12 protein-coding genes and 2 pseudogenes are annotated in these 15,985 nt (G+C 70.7%); 8 read left to right on the top strand and 6 right to left on the bottom strand.

Translation table 11 applies throughout. The annotated features are described in order from the left end of the window. The 4 genes from QAD21_RS15140 (at position 1) to QAD21_RS15125 (ending at position 3,809) form a co-directional block, all read left to right on the top strand. Positions 1–1,230, top strand: coding sequence for an ArsA-related P-loop ATPase (locus tag QAD21_RS15140; RefSeq protein WP_280361759.1), 1,230 nt, complete (start codon positions 1–3; stop codon positions 1,228–1,230). 200 nt (positions 1,231–1,430) lie between these two features. Beyond that, a complete protein-coding gene (locus QAD21_RS15135) occupies positions 1,431–1,937 on the top strand; it encodes a hypothetical protein (protein ID WP_068972086.1) in 507 nt (168 codons plus the stop codon). Next, positions 1,937–2,944: an ROK family protein gene (locus tag QAD21_RS15130; RefSeq protein WP_058253064.1), complete on the top strand. Its 1,008-nt coding sequence runs from the start codon at positions 1,937–1,939 to the stop codon at positions 2,942–2,944. Before QAD21_RS15135 ends, QAD21_RS15130 begins: the two co-directional genes overlap by 1 nt. 154 nt (positions 2,945–3,098) lie before the next feature. Further along, positions 3,099–3,809 carry a lysophospholipid acyltransferase family protein gene (locus QAD21_RS15125; protein ID WP_068972097.1) on the top strand — a complete coding sequence of 237 codons (711 nt, stop codon included), beginning with the start codon at positions 3,099–3,101 and terminating at the stop codon, positions 3,807–3,809. Positions 3,810–4,135: 326 nt separating this feature from the next. Here the strand turns inward: QAD21_RS15125 and QAD21_RS15120 are convergent, their stop codons facing one another. Further along, the gene (locus tag QAD21_RS15120; RefSeq protein WP_068970556.1) at positions 4,136–5,722 is read right to left on the bottom strand and encodes a mannosyltransferase; all 1,587 of its coding nucleotides are present in this window, start codon (positions 5,720–5,722) and stop codon (positions 4,136–4,138) included. 103 nt (positions 5,723–5,825) lie between these two features. On the opposite strand from QAD21_RS15120, the pseudogene QAD21_RS15115 reads away from it, so the two are divergent. Both QAD21_RS15115 and QAD21_RS15110 read left to right on the top strand, forming a co-directional pair. After that, a pseudogene (locus tag QAD21_RS15115) lies at positions 5,826–6,307 on the top strand (polyadenylate-specific 3'-exoribonuclease AS). A gap of 43 nt (positions 6,308–6,350) precedes the next feature. After that, complete coding sequence (locus tag QAD21_RS15110) at positions 6,351–7,742, top strand: 3-deoxy-7-phosphoheptulonate synthase class II (RefSeq protein WP_068970557.1); 1,392 nt, start codon at positions 6,351–6,353, stop codon at positions 7,740–7,742. A 12-nt stretch (positions 7,743–7,754) separates the two neighbouring features. On the opposite strand, the gene QAD21_RS15105 is transcribed toward QAD21_RS15110, so the two are convergent. Next, entirely contained in the window at positions 7,755–8,951 is a 1,197-nt protein-coding gene (locus QAD21_RS15105; RefSeq protein ID WP_205333015.1) for a protein kinase, read from the bottom strand. A 151-nt stretch (positions 8,952–9,102) separates the two neighbouring features. Here QAD21_RS15105 and QAD21_RS15100 point away from each other — a divergent pair, with 151 nt between their 5' ends. Further along, positions 9,103–9,468: an Rv2175c family DNA-binding protein gene (locus QAD21_RS15100; protein ID WP_058251861.1), complete on the top strand. Its 366-nt coding sequence runs from the start codon at positions 9,103–9,105 to the stop codon at positions 9,466–9,468. Here QAD21_RS15100 and QAD21_RS15095 read toward each other — a convergent pair. Both QAD21_RS15095 and QAD21_RS15090 read right to left on the bottom strand, forming a co-directional pair. Next, positions 9,437–11,068, bottom strand: a complete 1,632-nt coding sequence (locus QAD21_RS15095) for an alpha-(1->6)-mannopyranosyltransferase A (RefSeq protein WP_223258872.1) — start codon at positions 11,066–11,068, stop codon at positions 9,437–9,439. The two genes, QAD21_RS15100 and QAD21_RS15095, sit on opposite strands and share 32 nt — an antisense overlap. Before the next feature lie 8 nt (positions 11,069–11,076). After that, a complete protein-coding gene (locus QAD21_RS15090; protein WP_068970559.1) occupies positions 11,077–12,294 on the bottom strand; it encodes a polyprenyl synthetase family protein in 1,218 nt (405 codons plus the stop codon). Between the two features lie 11 nt (positions 12,295–12,305). On the opposite strand from QAD21_RS15090, the gene QAD21_RS15085 reads away from it, so the two are divergent. Then, positions 12,306–13,283: a methylenetetrahydrofolate reductase gene (locus QAD21_RS15085; RefSeq protein ID WP_065632287.1), complete on the top strand. Its 978-nt coding sequence runs from the start codon at positions 12,306–12,308 to the stop codon at positions 13,281–13,283. A 51-nt stretch (positions 13,284–13,334) separates the two neighbouring features. Here the strand turns inward: QAD21_RS15085 and QAD21_RS15080 are convergent, their stop codons facing one another. Together QAD21_RS15080 and QAD21_RS15075 are read right to left on the bottom strand one after the other, a co-directional pair. After that, positions 13,335–14,300 (bottom strand): DUF3153 domain-containing protein, encoded by a 966-nt coding sequence (locus QAD21_RS15080; RefSeq protein WP_065632288.1) that lies wholly within the window; start codon positions 14,298–14,300, stop codon positions 13,335–13,337. 65 nt (positions 14,301–14,365) lie between these two features. After that, positions 14,366–15,984: pseudogene (locus tag QAD21_RS15075) on the bottom strand (NAD(P)/FAD-dependent oxidoreductase). Position 15,985: the final 1 nt, after the last annotated feature.

Here is a 15,985-nt window from a genome sequence, read left to right as displayed (position 1 = left end):
ATCGTGCTCGGGCCGGGGGGTTCCGGTGTCTCCGCGGTCGCGGCCGCCGGTGCGACCCAGCGTCCCGGCACCTCCCGGTCGGCCCGGGCCGTGCCCCGGTCGGGCCTGTCGGCAGCCGAATCCGACACGCTCCTCATCACCGTCGACCGCTGGTCGCCGGTTCCCGACTGGGCACGGGTGTACCGCCGGCCCGGCGAGCCCGTCGCGGTGTCCAAATACCTGCACCTGTTGACCCTGGACCGACTGGACCTCACCGAACGCACATGGTCGGCGTTCGTCGAGGTGCTCGAGCACACCGTGAGCCGCAGCAAGACGGTCCTGCCCGTTGTCCGCACCCTGGCCGGGATCGACGCCGCCGAGCTCACCTCGTTGCCCGGGATCGACGACTTCCTGCTCCTGCGCCGTATCCGGGACGAGGCGATCAGCGGCCGGTGGCAGCGGATCGTCGTCGACTGTTCCGGATGTGGTGACCCACTCCAGTTCCTCCGTGGCGGAGCAGTTCTCAGCCAGGCCCTCAACCGGTTCTGGCCGCGTCACCGACGCCTCGCGATGGCCTCCGAGCGTCCGATGGTCGCGCAACTGACGGCCGCGGTCGACGCCATCGACCGGGACTGCCTCGACATCGCCGAACTGTTCGCCGATCCGCATGCGGTGGCGGTGCACCTCGTTCTCGCCGCCGACGACCGGAGCCGACGACTCACCGGCCACCATCTCGCCGCCGCCGACCTCATGGGCCTGCCGCTGGCCTCGGTCCAGGTCAACGCGGGCGTCGGCGCCGAACCGGCGGCCGAGGTCGCGGACATGGTGCGGGCCGAACTCGCCGGTTCCGACGGTTCGCGTTCCGTCGTCGTCGAGGTGGTCGAGAAATCGCCCGGTGCGATCGATCGCATGGCGCGGCTCCGCAAGCTCTCGGTCTCGTTGCCGGCACCGCACGGCGTCCCCCGGGGTTCGGCCGCGGCCGAGGTCGAGGCGGGCCAGGGGCGCGTGAGCGGCAAGCCGGCCGGTCCGGTGTACCGGTTGTCGTGGCCGCAGCGCCTACCGGAACCGGATTCGCTGGCGCTCGGGCGCAGTGGAGACGACCTCCTGGTGACGATCGCGGGATTCCGCCATCCGGTGCGGCTGCCGTCGGTGCTACGGCGCTGCACGGTCGTCGACGCCGACTGGGACGGCACGACCCTGGGCATCGGCTTCGTCCCCGATCCGGCGGTGTGGCCCCGGCCGCAGAACTGAGCCGGTTTCCCGGCCTGAACGTCGACGCCGCCCACAGTTCCGACGGCCAGGTGGGACGGCGATGGTGGAATGATCCCGCCCGGGCGGGGTACGTTCGCCAGACCGCACCGTTCGAGACGGCAGGGTACGGTGCCGATGACCCCGACGACAGACACGCGGGTGGGTGTTCGCGCGGGGCCGGGAGAAGGGGAGAGTTGGCGATGGGCACGGACGACGAGACGTTCCGGCAGGCCGGTGACGGGTCCGCGGACGGGCGTCGCGACGGACCCGCCGATCCGGTGCGCGACCTGCTGCTCGGACTGGCCGCCCAGATCGACCACCTGGCCGCGCTCTTCGCGCCGGCTCCGCAGTCGGCCACCGCCGGTGGTGCGGACGCAACGGGGACGCGCCCCGGTTTCGCCGCTTTCGCCGACGGTGGTCCGCTCGGGCATGCGCTCTCCGGGGCGTCGGGGGAGATCACCTCGTTGCTCGCCGAGATCGGCGATCTGGTCGCCCGGCTGATCGCGGCGGTCATCGCCGTACTCGAGGCCATCGCCGAGGCGCTGCGTTCGTCGCCGACCTCATCGGCGTCACCACGCCAGTACGAACCGATCGCGGTGCGATTCAACGGACCGGCCGCCGGGCGCGAGGCCGGCACACCGCGACGCGGTGATGCCTCACGGCGGGCCACGCCGCCCCCCGAACCCGGCCCCGGGCAGGAGAACTGATGGGCGACCTGACGATCGGCATCGACATCGGCGGCACCAGCGTGCGCGCCTCGGTGGTCGACGACCGGGGGACGATGCTCGACACCCTCCGCGCGCAGACCCCGCCGACCGCGGCCGCGCTCGAGCACTGCCTGGACCGGTTGGTCGGCGAACTGACCTCGCGCTGGGACGCGAAGGCGGTCGGGCTCGCGATCGCCGGCTTCCTGACCACCGACCGCAGCATCGTCCGGTTCGCGCCGCATCTGCCCTGGCGCGAGGCGCCGGTCGCCGAGGAGATGACCCGCCGCGTCGGGATCCCGGTCTTCGCCGAACACGACGCCAACGCCGCCGCGGTGGCCGAATGGCGGTTCGGCGCGGCGGCCCGTGGGCACAACACCGTCGTCCTGGCGATCGGGACCGGGATCGGCGCCGGGTTCGTGATCGACGGGGAGATCTACCGCGGAAGTTACGGCGTCGCACCGGAACTCGGACATCTGACGATCGTCCCCGACGGGCGCGCCTGTGCCTGTGGCAAACGCGGCTGCTGGGAGCGGTACTGCAGCGGCACCGCACTCGTGGACACCGTGGTCGAGTTGCTCGCCGACGGCGACTGGGGGCGCAGCCAACTCGCCGCCGATGTCGCCGCGGACCCCGGGTCGCTGACCGGCCGTCGGGTCGCCCGCGCGGCCGCCGACGGGGACGCCGTCGCGCTGGCCGCGTTCGCGCGGTTCGCGACGTCGCTCGGCCAGGGGCTCGCGATGATCGCCGACATCTTCGACCCCGACCTCATCGTCCTGGCCGGCGGCGTCGGCGCGGCGTCGGGGCTGTTCCTCGACGAGGCCCGGGAGCACTACGCCCGCCAGGTCACCGGTGCCGGACACCGTCAGCTCGCGCGTATCCGCGGTACCCAGCTCGGCGAGACCGCCGGCGTCGTGGGCGCGGCCGAGGTTGCGCGACAGGCGATCCGGACGGCCGCACGCCCTCTGGCCGACCCGCACCCCGAGACACGGCCGGTCTCCGGGCTCTGAGTGCTCCCGGCGAGACCCCGAGCGGTCCCGGCCGGACGGTAGAGTGCGACGCGGGTAAGGTCTTGGCGTCGGGACACTCCTCGGTTCCGCGGTCTCCGCGGCGCGGTTGTCCGGCGGTGGTCATCGGGTCGGTGTGCGCGGCGAGGAGATTCTCATGTGGTACTGGGCGTTCAAGTACATCTTTCTCGGTCCGATCCTGCGGGTCCTCGGCCGGCCGACGATCGAAGGACACGAGAACATCCCGACCGACGGCCCGGCGATCCTGGCGAGCAATCACCTCGCGGTGATGGACAGCTTCTTCCTGCCGCTGATGGTGGATCGCCGCATCTACTTCCTCGCCAAGAACGAGTACTTCACCGGTACGGGGCTCAAAGGTGGCTTCCAGCGCTGGTTCTTCACCGCGGTCGGTCAGATCCCCATCGACCGGTCGGGAGCCGAGGCCGCCGAGGGTGCGCTCACCGCGGCACGCCGCCAGCTCGACAAGGGCAAGCTGATGGGGATGTACCCCGAGGGCACCCGATCGCCCGACGGACGCCTCTACAAGGGAAAGACCGGTCTCGCCCGGCTGGCCATGGACACCGGGGTGCCGGTCATCCCCGTCGCGATGATCGACACCCACAAGTTCAACCCGCCGGGCAGCATCCTGCCGCGACCCACCCGGGTGTCGGTGCGTATCGGCAAGCCCCTGAACTTCTCGCGTTACGAGGGCATGGAGGGCAACCGCTACATCGAACGCGCGGTCACCGACGAGATCATGTACGAGCTGATGCAGCTCTCGGGTCAGCAGTACGTCGACGTCTACGCTGCGAGTCTCAAGAACCAGGCCCCGCCGGTCGAGCCCCCGGCGGCCGACGCCGCCGCTTGAGGAAGTCTCTGACCGCCCTCTGCTCCCTGAGGTGCGAGGAGCGCTAGCGACGAGCCACGAAGGGTTGGCGACGCATCTCACCAGGACCCTTCGTGACGCGCCCTCCGCAAGCTCCGGGCGCTCCTCAGGGAGCGGTGGTTGGTTGCGCCCTCCGCAAGCTCCGGGCGCTCCTCAGGGAGCGGTGGTTGGTTGCGCCCTCCGCAAGCTCCGGGCGCTCCTCAGGGAGCGGTGGTTGGTTGCGCCCTCCGCAAGCTCCGGGCGCTCCCAGGGAGCGGTGGTTGGTTGCGCCCTCCGGGCACTCCTCGGGGAGCACCCGCCGCAGTCGGTCAGCCGGCGTCGCCGACCCGGGTGCCGTCCAGGACGGCGCACAGCTCCGGAATCCAGTCGCGATCTGCCGGGACGATCTCGGCTGCGTCGAGGTGTCGTAGCTCGTCGGCGGAGAACCAGCGCACGGCGAGGTGCTCGAGCGCGGTCGGAGTCCCCGAACGCAACCGCGCAACGTAGGCGTGCAGGGTCAGGCCACCGGGCAGCGCGACCGGGGAGCCGACGCCCTCGCCGGCTTCGACCTCGGCTCCGAGCTCCTCGCGGATCTCCCGAACCAGCGCCGCCGCATGGGTTTCCCCCGACTCGACACGACCGCCGGGCAGTTCCCACAGACCGGCGAGTTCGGCGGGACGGGACCGCTGCGCCAGCAGCAGCCGGCCGTCGGCGACGATCGCCGCGGCGACGATCGCCGCGGCGACGACGTCGCGCGGTCGGGTGTCGCGGGGTTCGTCGCGCGCGGCGCGCGTCGCGATCATCCAGGCGAAGGTGACGAAGGTTGCCGCCGGCCACGCGGCCCCGAAGATCGCCTCGAGTGCCGCCGGGGGATGGGGACCGTACTCGATCGTGACCCGGAGCAACCACGGAATCCCGAGGCCCGCGACCACGATCCACATCGCGAGGACCGCCCGCGCGCCCCGGCGCCGCGAACCGGTGCCGTGCACGAGCCAGATTCCCAGCGGGATGATCCACACCCAGTGATGGACCCACGAGATCGGCGACACCAGGAGTCCGAAGAGCTGGACCACCAGCAGGATGCCGAGCGCGTCGGACACCGCGCGGCCGGCGAACACCGCCACCACGACCGCGACCAGGACGCCGACCATCCAGATCCAGCCCGACCCCACGTCGAAGCCCACGAAGCGGGACAGGGTGCCGCGCAGGCTCTGATTGATCACCGCCTCGACGGGGCCGATGCGCTCGGCGTCGCCGAGTAGGGTCCCGTAGTAGGTGCGGGTGACGTCGGGGAAGAGCAGCAGGCAACCGAGGACGGTGAAGACGAAGGCGACCGCGGCGGCCAGGGCGCCCAGGGGTTTGCGGGCGGCGAGATACCAGAGCCCGGAGATCGCCGGGGTGAGCTTGACCCCGGCCATCAGACCGATGAGTGCGCCGCCGGCGAGCACCCCGCGGTCGCTGCGCGCCCAGGTGACCGCCAGCAGGGTGCCCAGCATCAGGAAGACGTTGATCTGGCCGTAGTCCAGGGTGACCCGGACCGGTTCGCACCAGATCGCGGGGGCGGTCCAGAGTGCGGCCACGGCGTAGACGTCGGTCGTCGACCCGCACAGGCGTAAGGCGAGGACGACGCAGGTGTACAGGGCTCCGAACGTCGCGAGCTGCCAGCCGATGGCCACCAGGTCCCATGGCACGAGAGACAACGGGTACAGCACGACGGCCGCGAACGGCGGATACGTGAAGGGCAGGGCGAAGTCGGTCTCACCGGCGTAGGTGAAGAGATAGAGCGACCCGTCGGCGAGACCCGCCGAACCGTCGCGGTAAACGTGCAGGTCCACGAAGTTCCTGCCGTTCACGGTCAGCGTGTCCCAGACGAGCCGCGCGATGATCGACGCCGCCAGGAGAGCGGTCGCCAGCACGGACCTGGAGCGCACGAAATACCAGGGTAGACAGCCGGAGGGCGGTATGGCGAAACGGTGCGCGGTGAGCGGGTCGGCAGGAGGGTGTGTGAATACTTGACCCATGCGTTTCTTCTACGACTCGGAGTTCATCGAGGACGGCACCACCATCGAGCTGGTCTCGATCGGGGTCGTCGGTGAGGACGGCCGCGAGTTCTATGCGGTGTCGACCGATTTCGACCCGGCCGGGCGGGGGACTGGGTGCGGGCCAACGTGTTGCCGAAACTGCCCTCGCCGTCGTCGTCCGCGTGGCGGGACCGTCGACGCATCCGGGAAGATCTCCTCGAGTTCCTCACCGCCGACGGCTCCGACATCGAGCTGTGGGCCTGGGTGGGCGCGTACGACCATGTCGTGCTGTGCCAGTTGTGGGGTCCCATGACCGCGCTGCCGCGCGAGATCCCGCGGTTCACCCGTGAGCTGCGGCAGCACTGGGAGGCCGCGGGCCGACCGGCGCTGCCGCCCACGCCGTCGGACGCGCACGACGCGCTGAGCGACGCCCGGCACAACCTGCGCCGGTGGGAGGCGATCGAGAAGGCCCGCGTCTGACCCGCGGACGAATCCACGGCCACGTCTCCTCTACCCTGGACGGGTGGTGAACTGGACCGTAGACGTTCCGATCGACGACCTTCCCGAGCTCCCGCCGCTTCCGGGGGACCTCCAGACGCGTTTCGACGACGCGATCAGCCGCCCGGCGGTACAGCAGCCGAGCTGGCCGGCCGACGAGGCGCGCAAGATGCGGACCGTCCTCGAGTCGGTCCCGCCGATCTGTATGCCCGCCGAGGTCCAGACACTCGCCGCGCAGCTGGCCGACGTCGCCGAGGGGCGTGCATTCCTCCTGCAGGGCGGTGACTGCGCGGAGACGTTCGCCGACAACACCGAACCGCACATCAAGGGCAACATCCGCACGTTGTTGCAGATGGCGGTCGTGCTCACCTACGGCGCCAGCATGCCGGTGGTCAAGGTCGCCCGGATCGCAGGCCAGTACGCCAAGCCGCGATCATCCGACACCGACGCCCTGGGGCTGCCCTCCTACCGCGGCGACATGGTCAACGGATTCGTGGCCGACGCGGCGGTGCGGGCCCACGACCCGTCCCGGCTGGTGCGCGCCTACGCGAATGCCGCGGCCGCGATGAACCTGGTCCGCGCCCTCACCCAGGCCGAGGCGGATCTGAGCCGGGTGCACGACTGGAACCGCGAGTTCGTGCGCACGTCACCCGCCGGCGCACGCTACGAGGCCCTGGCGTCCGAGATCGATCGCGGCCTGCGGTTCATGGACGCCTGCGGCGTCACCGATTCGAATCTGAACTCCGCTTCCATCTTCGCCTCGCACGAAGCGCTCGTCCTCGACTACGAACGCGCCATGCTGCGGCTGGCCGACGACCCCGAGGGTGCCGGCAAGGTCCTCTACGACCTCTCCGCGCACTTCCTGTGGATCGGGGAGAGGACCCGCCAGCTCGACGGCGCCCACATCGCGTTCGCGGAGCTCATCAGCAATCCGATCGGCGTCAAGATCGGGCCCACGACGACGCCCGAGCAGGCCGTCGAATACGTCGAGCGTCTCGATCCGCACAACGTGCCCGGGCGACTCACGCTCGTCGCGCGGATGGGCAACGGCAAGGTCCGCGACGTGCTGCCGGCCATCGTCGGCGCCGTCGAGGCGACCGGCCACAAGGTCATCTGGCAGTGCGATCCGATGCACGGGAACACCCATGAGGCGTCGACCGGCTTCAAGACCCGGCACTTCGACCGCATCGTCGACGAGGTGCAGGGGTTCTTCGAGGTGCATCGCGCGCTGGGTAGTCATCCGGGCGGTGTCCACGTCGAGCTGACCGGCGAGGACGTCACCGAATGTCTCGGTGGCGCACAGGAGATCTCGGATCTCGACCTCGGGGGACGCTACGAGACGGCCTGCGATCCGCGGTTGAACACGCAGCAGTCGCTCGAGCTGGCGTTCCTCGTCGCGGAGATGCTGCGCGGCTGAGGGAGCGGGGCGTCAGCCGATCGCCAGGAACGTGCTGCCGACCCAGAATCCGAGGGCGCCGAGGCCGCCGACCAGCACCAGCACGACGACTATCCAGACCAGCGCGCCGAGCCGGCTGCCGCCGATGAGTTCGGGCTCGACGGCCACCGGCCGTGGGGTACGACGGGTCACCGGACGCGGCGCGGAGCCGACGTCGTCGCGCTCGGCCGCAGGTTGCTCCACGGGTGTGGCTGTGTCCGCGGGCCGCGCCGGGCCGGGCACCGACTGGACCCGGGTGCCATGGCCGCCGGGATCGGGGCCCCGGTAGCGCGACACCGTCTGACGCTCGGCCGACCGGCGCGGAGCGGGCACCGTGAACGGCGGGAGGTCGAGTTCGTCGGCGACGGCGAGCAGAGCCCGCTGCATGTCGAAGCCGTCGGCATATCGATCGGCGGGGTCGCGTTCGGTCGCGCGCAACACGATCTCGTCGAACTCCTCCGGCACCCCCGGGATCACGTCGCCCGGCGCCGGCACGTCGAAGCTGAGACGTTGGTAGGCGAGAGCCAGGGGTGAGTCGCCCGAGAAAGGTGTTCTGCCCGTGAGGAGTTCGAACATCATCACACCCATGGAGTAGACGTCGCTGCGCGCGTCGGCATGAGTGGACTCGACTTGCTCGGGGGAGAGATAGGCGGCCGTCCCCAGGATCACGCTCGCCGAGGTCACCCCGGCTTCGGCGACGGCGCGTACGAGTCCGAAGTCGGCGACCTTGACCTCGCCCTCGTCGGAGATGAGCACGTTCTCGGGTTTCACGTCCCGGTGGACCAGACCCGCGGCATGTGCGGTGCCCAGCCCGCCCAGTACCGGCGCGGCCACCGCGACGACGGCATGGGGCGGCATCGGGCCGCGTTCGCGCAACAGTTCGCGCAGGCTGCCCCCGTCGACCAGTTCCATCACCAGGAACGCGATGCCGTCGTCGATGCCCTGGTCGTACACCGCGACGAGCCCGGGATGTTTGAGGCCGGCGACCGCGCGCGCCTCGAACTCGAAGCGGCGCAAGAACTGTGGGTCTCCCGAGTACCGGGAGTCCATCACCTTCACCGCCACGTCGCGTCCCAGCCGCAGGTCGACGGCGAGGTAGACCGCCGACATGCCGCCGCGCGCGATGGGCGCGTCGATCCGGTACCGGTCCTCGAGGACGGTCCCGAGCATCGTGTCGACGGGGGAGTTCACGCTGCCGAATCTACCTGCAGCCCGGGCCGGTCGAGAGCATCGGCACGATGCCGATGGAGGGTGTCGCCGACGGGGCGTTCGCGGGTCCGTTCGTCATGTCGTCGCGACCCGACGGTTTCTCCCGCTCCCGACTACCGGCTACCCTTTCGACGTGGGTTCCCTACCGTTGTCGCCTGACACTCTGCCTTCCGACACCGAGTTCCTGTCGATCGACGATGTCGCCGACCGCCTCGGGGTGTCGACCAACCGGGTGCGGACACTCATCCGTGACCATCACCTGCTCGCGGTCTCCCACAACGGATACCCGGCGATTCCGGCGCTCTTCGTGGACGAGGGTGGCGTCGCGAAACACTTCTACGGGCTCGTGGCGGTCCTGATCGACGGCGGTTACACGCGCGACGAGGTGATGGAGTGGTTGTTCACCGAGCAGGAAGATCTCGGACTCCACCCGGCGGCAGCGCTGCACACGGATCTCGCCCGCGAGGTCATCCGCCGGGCGCAGGCCCAGGCTTTCTGAGCGACGCCCCGGCCCCGAACCCCCGGGGTCCGGACTCCCGGTGCTCGGCCTCGGCGCGCCCCGACTCCTCGACGCCCGTCTCCGCGAGGACATCCGACGCGAGAGTGTCCTCGCCGGCCGGGGTCGCGCCCCACGCCCACCTCCCGAACCGGCCCAGCCGCAACGGGTCCCGACGGGTCAGCGACCAGGCCGCGACGCCGGCCAGTGCGGCCGCCAGCGTCACCTCGACAGGTTTGTAGAAGACGATCGCGTCGTCGGGCTGGAACACGATCAGCAGGAACGTCGAGGCACCGACGACCGTGGCCCGCACCCACATCGGCAGGTCGAAGGCCACCGCGATCACCAGCACCCACGTGTAGTACCAGGGCAGCGTCGACGGCTCGAGCAGGAGTACGGCCAGCATCGCCCACGCCATCCCGGCGACCGCGTCCCGCACGTCGTGGCGGTGGCGCCACCAGAGCGCGACCAGCGTTACCGCGAGGACCACCGAACCGATTGCCCGCGTGACCTCCAGCACCGGTTGCAGATTGAGGGCGACGAACGGCGCCGCGACGAGGGTCACGACATGGGCGGCGAGGGTGGGAATCGTGAACCAGTTGATGATGACGTCGGCCCACCCCAGGCCGGTGAGCCAGCCGAGTCCCAAACCGATCACCAGGGTCCACAGGCCGAACACCGCGACCGCGATCCCGACGATGGATGCGAACACCGTCACCACGTCGCGGGCGGTCACCGGTCGCCGGGAACGGATGTGCGACAACCAGATCCACAAGACGAACGGCAGTGCGATGCCGGCGGTGATCTTGATCGACACCGCGAGCGCCAGGACGGCTGTGCCCACCACGTGCCGGCCGTCGACCACCAGGACGATCCCGGTGACGAGGACGCCCATCATCAGCAGCTCCACGTGCGGTCCCGCCACGAGATGGATCAGGACCAGCGGGTTGAACAGCACCAGCCACAGTCCGGCTTGCGGGGAGGCCCCGAACCGCTCCGCCAATCGGGGTATCGCCCAGAGGGACAGGAAGAGTCCGGGCAGCAGCACCAGCCGGATGGCCAGCACGCCGAGGACGACCTGGTCGCCGGTGATCTCGGTGACGACGCGCAGCATGCCCATGAAGAAGGGGCCGTACGGTGCCGTCGTGGTCGCCCAGACCTGCGCCATGCTGTCGACGAGCGGACCGGGCAGGTGGGCGGGACCGTCGGCATACGGGTCGAAACCGGCGCCGAACACCGCGCCCTGGGCGAGATAGGCGTAGACGTCGCGCGAGTACACCGGCACCGCGACGAGCAGGGGAGCGGTCCACACGAGCACCCATCGGCTCAGCGTCCGCGTCGTCGGCGCGGTGTCGGTGGTGGCGGAGATGATCCGACGCCCCAGCCGGACCCACCCGAACACCATGAGGAACACGCCCAGCCAGAACAGCGTCCCGAAGACGTTCTTGCCGTGCCCGTACGTGATCCAGCTCAGACCCAGATCGGAGAGAAGAGCGGAGTTGCGCGGCGGGTCGCCGACCCCGAAGCTGCCGAGACAGACCAGCACGGACCCGATCGCGCCGAGGATCAGATCGCCCCGACCGGCCGTGGCGGCACCTGTCACGGAAGTGCTCACGCCTGACGGTGCGCGACGCGATGGGCGACCGCGATCAGCTCGGCACGGATGTCGTCGCCGATGTCGGCGGCGTCGAGTGCGGTCAACGCCGACCCCAACAGCTCGTCGATCGAGTTCTCCACCTCGGCCACCGCGCCGAGCTCGACGAACAGGTCTCGCGCGGAACCCAATTCGTCGCTGTCGAGCCGGCGGCCGAAGTAGGAGCGCAACCGCGCGCCGAGGGCCGGGTCGGCCGCATCGGCGCGTTGCAGCGCGATCGCGCGCAGGGCCGTGTGCTTGTCCGAGACCAGATCGTCCCCGGACGGTTTACCCGTGCGTTCGGGATCGCCGAAGACGCCGAGCAGATCGTCGCGGAGCTGGAAGGCGATGCCGAGGTCGTGCCCGATCGCACGCAGCGTCGACACCAGCTGCTCGGACGCACCGGCGAGTCGCGCACCCAGCTCGAGTGGTCGCGCGACGGTGTAGGCGGCGGTCTTGAACTCCATCACCCGGTAGGCGGCCTCGGTCGAGTCGTCGCCGCCGGCCTCGTTCACGATGTCCAGGAACTGGCCGCCGAGCACCTCGGTCCGCATCGCCGCCCACGTCGCGCCCACCTCCGCGGGCAGCGGGTGGTCGCCGTCCCTGCCGGTTGAGCGGTCCCTGCCGGTTGAGCGGTCCCCGCCGGTTGAGCGGTCCCCGCCGGTTGAGCCTGTCGAAACCCCCGGCCGGTGACCGTGGACCAGGTCGTCCGCCCAGGCGAGCGCGAAGTCGCCGGCGAGGATCGCGGCCGCCACCCCGTGGGTGCCGGAGTCCCCGGCCCACTCCGCGCTCGCGTGCCGTGACTCGAACTCCCGGTGCACGGTCGGGTACCCGCGCCGGGTGTCCGACCGGTCGATGATGTCGTCGTGGATCAGGGCGCAGGCCTGCACGAGTTCGAGTGCGGCGCAGACGCGCAGCGCGTCCCGCGGGCCGGGGGCGTCGTCCTCGGCTGCGGCCCCGGCGACGGCACGGTCCGACGACGACGTCCCGCAGCGCCACCCGGCGAAGGCGAAGACCGGTCGAATGCGTTTGCCTCCTCGCAGCACGAACTCCCGGATCAGTTCGGCCGCCTCACCGACCACCGGTGCGATCGCGGCGGCGGCCGGGACCGCGTCGTCGAAGAAGGCGCGTAATTCGGCCTCGACGGCGCCCGGAACCGCATCGAGCGAGGTGGGCGTGGGGATCGTGGAGGTCACCCTGCCAGGCTATGCGACCTGCTCCGTACACTGTGCGGGTGACCCCAACCGCTCCCGCACCCTCGATCGTCGAACGCCTGTCCGCCCCGCACCGCGGCCCGGTCCCGTTCTCGGTCGAGTTCTTCCCGCCGCGTGACGCCGAGGCCGAGTCCCGGCTCTGGCGGGCGGTGCGCATCTTCGAGCGGTTGTCCCCGGCGTTCGTCTCGATGACCTACGGTGCAGGCGGTTCGACGCGCGATCGCACGGTGCGCATCACCGGTGAGCTCGCCGCACATACCACGCTGCTGCCGGTGGCCCACCTGACCGCCGTCAACCACAGCGTCGCGGAACTGAGGGCGCTCGTCGGTGCCTACGCCGACCAGGGCATCACCAACATCCTCGCGCTTCGCGGCGATCCGCCCGGCGATCCGCTCGGCGAGTGGGTCGCCCATCCCGACGGCGTCGAGTACGCCGAGCAACTGGTCCGGCTCATCGACACCCTCGGCGACTTCCACGTGGGGGTGGCGTCGTTCCCGGAGACGCATCACCGGTCGCCCGACATCGAACACGACACCCGCACTCTTGTCAGCAAGTTGCGGGCCGGGGCCGAGTACTCCATCACCCAGATGTTCTTCGACGTCGAGCACTACCTGCGGCTGCGCGACCGGGTCGCGGCCGCCGACCCCGAGCAGGGACTCAAGCCGATCATCCCGGGCATCATGCCGGTCACGTCGCTGGCCACCGTCCGTCGCATGGTCGAGCTGTCGGGTTCGGTGATCCCGCCCGACGTCGAGGAACGCTTCGCCAAGGCCGCGGGCAACGGCGCCGAGGAGGATCGTGCGTCGGTCCGTGCCGTCGGCATCGACTTCGCCACCGAGATGGCACAGCGACTGGTCGCCGAGGGTGCGCCGTGTCTGCATTTCTGCAGTCTGAACTTCGCCAAGGCCACGACGGAGGTCCTGGGCCGACTCGGCGTGGACGTCGACGCCGCGCTGCACGTCCCGGCCTGAACGGCCGAAGCTGTTCCGCCGGACCGGTGTCGGCGCCGGTCCGGCGCGGCATCATGTGCCCGCGGGTGGCTTTCGATCCGCGGGCGGCGTTGCCGATGACGGACCCGACACGGGATCGGCGGCAGCCGCGAGTCCTTCACCCGAGATCGACGAAGGGTTTGTCTTAGCCGCCACCGGACGTCCGGGCCGCGGTCCGCGATACCGCTTGGAGTAGGCGATCCGGACGATCACCAGGACGACCACGACGCACAGCAACGCGACGAACCACGACCAACTGCTGACCGCGGCGGTCGCCGGGTCCGGATAGGTGGCATCGGCGCTGAAGTCCGACGGTTCACCCGGAGCGGGGGTCCAGGTCACGGTGGACTCGCCGACCTGCTCGCCGTTCGTCGCGGTCACCGGACCGCCGAAGGTGACGGTCAGTTGTACGTAGTCGCGGTCCGGGACCAGCTCGGTCAGATCGGCGTCGCCGCGGAACCGCACCACCTCCCCGCTGCGCTTGGCGGTGAGATCCATCGTCAGCGAGGTGTCGCCGTAGGCGTCGGCCACGATGTCGCCCAGTTGGGCGAACTGCCCCGCGGTGAGATCGCTGAACGACGCCCGCGTTCCGACGCGCGTGGCGGGATCGTCCTCGTCGGGGTTCTCGTCCGCGCCGGCCTCGTCGTTTCCGGCGGGCTCGGAGGGTGAGGGGGATTCGGCCGTGTTCTCGGGTCCGGCGCCCGGAGACGACGGCGCGTCGGGACGATCGGGCACCTGTTTGTAGTCGGTCACCGAGACCTGCCCCATCATCGACTCGGGGAGGTCGAACTGCGGTGTCCCGCGCGGATTGTCCGGGGTGGTCGCCACGACGACGCTCCCCGAGTAGCGATCTCCCACCGTCGTCGACCGTTCGAGACAACCGGCCATCAGCGGGGAGAGAGCGACGAGAGCGACGGCCACCGCGGACGGCAACAGGCGCCGGGCTCGGCGGGACCCGGGCGCACCCGGTACGGGATTCGACGAACGCACGGTGCTCATCGTGCCAGACCCCGGCCGGACCGCGGGGCACCCGTCACACCGCGCCGCGTCGGGTGTCGGCGGTGTCAGGGCCGACGGCCGAGACCCCGACGCCCGCGTCGCAGCGCCAGGTGGGCGGCGATGTAACCGCTCGCGCCGGTGACACCTCCGCCGGGGTGAGTCGACGCTCCGGCGAGGAGCAGGCCGTCGGCACCGGGGACGCGGTGTCCGGCGAGGTCGGGGGTGGGACGCCACATGAACATCTGGTCGATGGACATCTCGACATGCATGATGTTGCCGCCGATCAGGCCCAGCTCATCGGCCAGATCTCGCGGCGTCTGGACGTACCGATGCGCGACCGACTCGGCGAAACCGGGCGCGTGGCGGTCCACCTCGTCGACGACGGCCTTCGCGGCGCGGTCCGCCGCGGCCGGCCAGTCGCCGTCGGCCGGCCGGTACGGATGCCACTGTGCCCAGAGATTGATGACGGAGCGGCCCGGGGGCGCGAGCGTCGGATCGATCGCCGAATAGCTCATCGCGACCACGGCCGGGCGCGGCGGGAGCTCGCCCACCGACGCCGCGGCATGGGCTCGGGTGAGGTGGGCGCGGTCGGTGACCAGCAGTCCGAGAGCCGAATGGACGCCGTGCTCGGGCAGGTCGCCGGGCAGCCCTGGTAGTCGGGCAGGCCGGTCGTCCCCAGGCGAACCGCCATCCCGATCCCGCTGCCCACGACGATGGTGCGTCGCCACCGGTCGATGACGCCCGCGTCGAAACCGCCGGCGGCGAGGAGGTCGAGCGTGGTGAGCACGTGGCAGGCGTGGATGACTGTTGCGGCACAACGGGATTGACCCGTGCTGGTGAGCACCCGCCAGTGGTCGCCGCAGCGGGCGACGGAGACCGCGGGGTCGCCGCAGGAGACACGGCCGCCGTCCTGGTGGATTCGGTGCACGAGGGCCTCGGTGAGTGCGCCGCTGCCCCCGATCGCGCGTCCGGGCGGGATTCGGTGCATGAGTGCGGCGAATCCGATCATCGGCGCCGTGCCCGGTGCGCTCATGGGCGGTCCGGACTGGGCGCCGAACCACGCGAGTCCCGCCTTGAGCTGTTCGGACTCGAAATACTCGTCGAGGAGGGAATCGCCGGAGGCCATCAATTCGGCGGTCAGGTTCAGCACCCGGCCACCGCGCCGGCCGAACAACCCCGTGCGTGCCGTGGTGGCGGTGCCGCCGAGCCCGCCGAAGGCCCGGCCGAACTTCCCCATCGTCGCGGGTTGGTAGAACGCATCCATGACCGCCCGCGCCCGCGGCGTCCACGTCTCCACGAACCGTCGATATGCGGCGGCATCGGTTGCACCACAGGCGTTCTCGATGGAAGCGCACGTCGCGTCGAGGTCGGTGCGGAAGACGATCGGCGGGGCGGTCGCGGTGGCCGGGACGAACGCCCACGGATCGCAGTCGATGTAGCGCAGGCCGTGCGCGGCGAGGTCGAGGTCGTCGAGAACGGGGGAGTGACGGATCATCAGATGCGACGACGACCCCCGGTCGACCCGATGTCCGGGGAACCGTTCGACGGTGGAGACCGCGCCGCCTGGGATGTCGTCCCGCTCGAGTGCCTCCACATCCCGTCCGGCCTGTGCCAGGTAGGCCGCGGCGATCAGGCCGTTGTGGCCCGCGCCGATGACGACGGCGTCACGCCGTGTGCCGTGCATC

This window comes from Gordonia sp. SMJS1 (assembly GCF_029866425.1).
Lineage (GTDB): Bacteria > Actinomycetota > Actinomycetes > Mycobacteriales > Mycobacteriaceae > Gordonia > Gordonia hongkongensis.
Note: the sequence above shows the minus strand (reverse complement) of the source record. Positions and strands in the feature narration are given on the sequence as shown.

Bases quoted from the DNA above. Each gene is read 5' to 3' on its own strand.
- QAD21_RS15135 (WP_068972086.1), top strand. From the start codon at position 1,431: ATGGGCACGGACGACGAGACGTTCCGGCAGGCCGGTGACGGGTCCGCG.
- QAD21_RS15130 (WP_058253064.1), top strand. From the start codon at position 1,937: ATGGGCGACCTGACGATCGGCATCGACATCGGCGGCACCAGCGTGCGC.
- QAD21_RS15125 (WP_068972097.1), top strand. From the start codon at position 3,099: ATGTGGTACTGGGCGTTCAAGTACATCTTTCTCGGTCCGATCCTGCGG.
- QAD21_RS15085 (WP_065632287.1), top strand. From the start codon at position 12,306: ATGCGACCTGCTCCGTACACTGTGCGGGTGACCCCAACCGCTCCCGCA.
- QAD21_RS15080 (WP_065632288.1), bottom strand. From the start codon at position 14,300: ATGAGCACCGTGCGTTCGTCGAATCCCGTACCGGGTGCGCCCGGGTCC.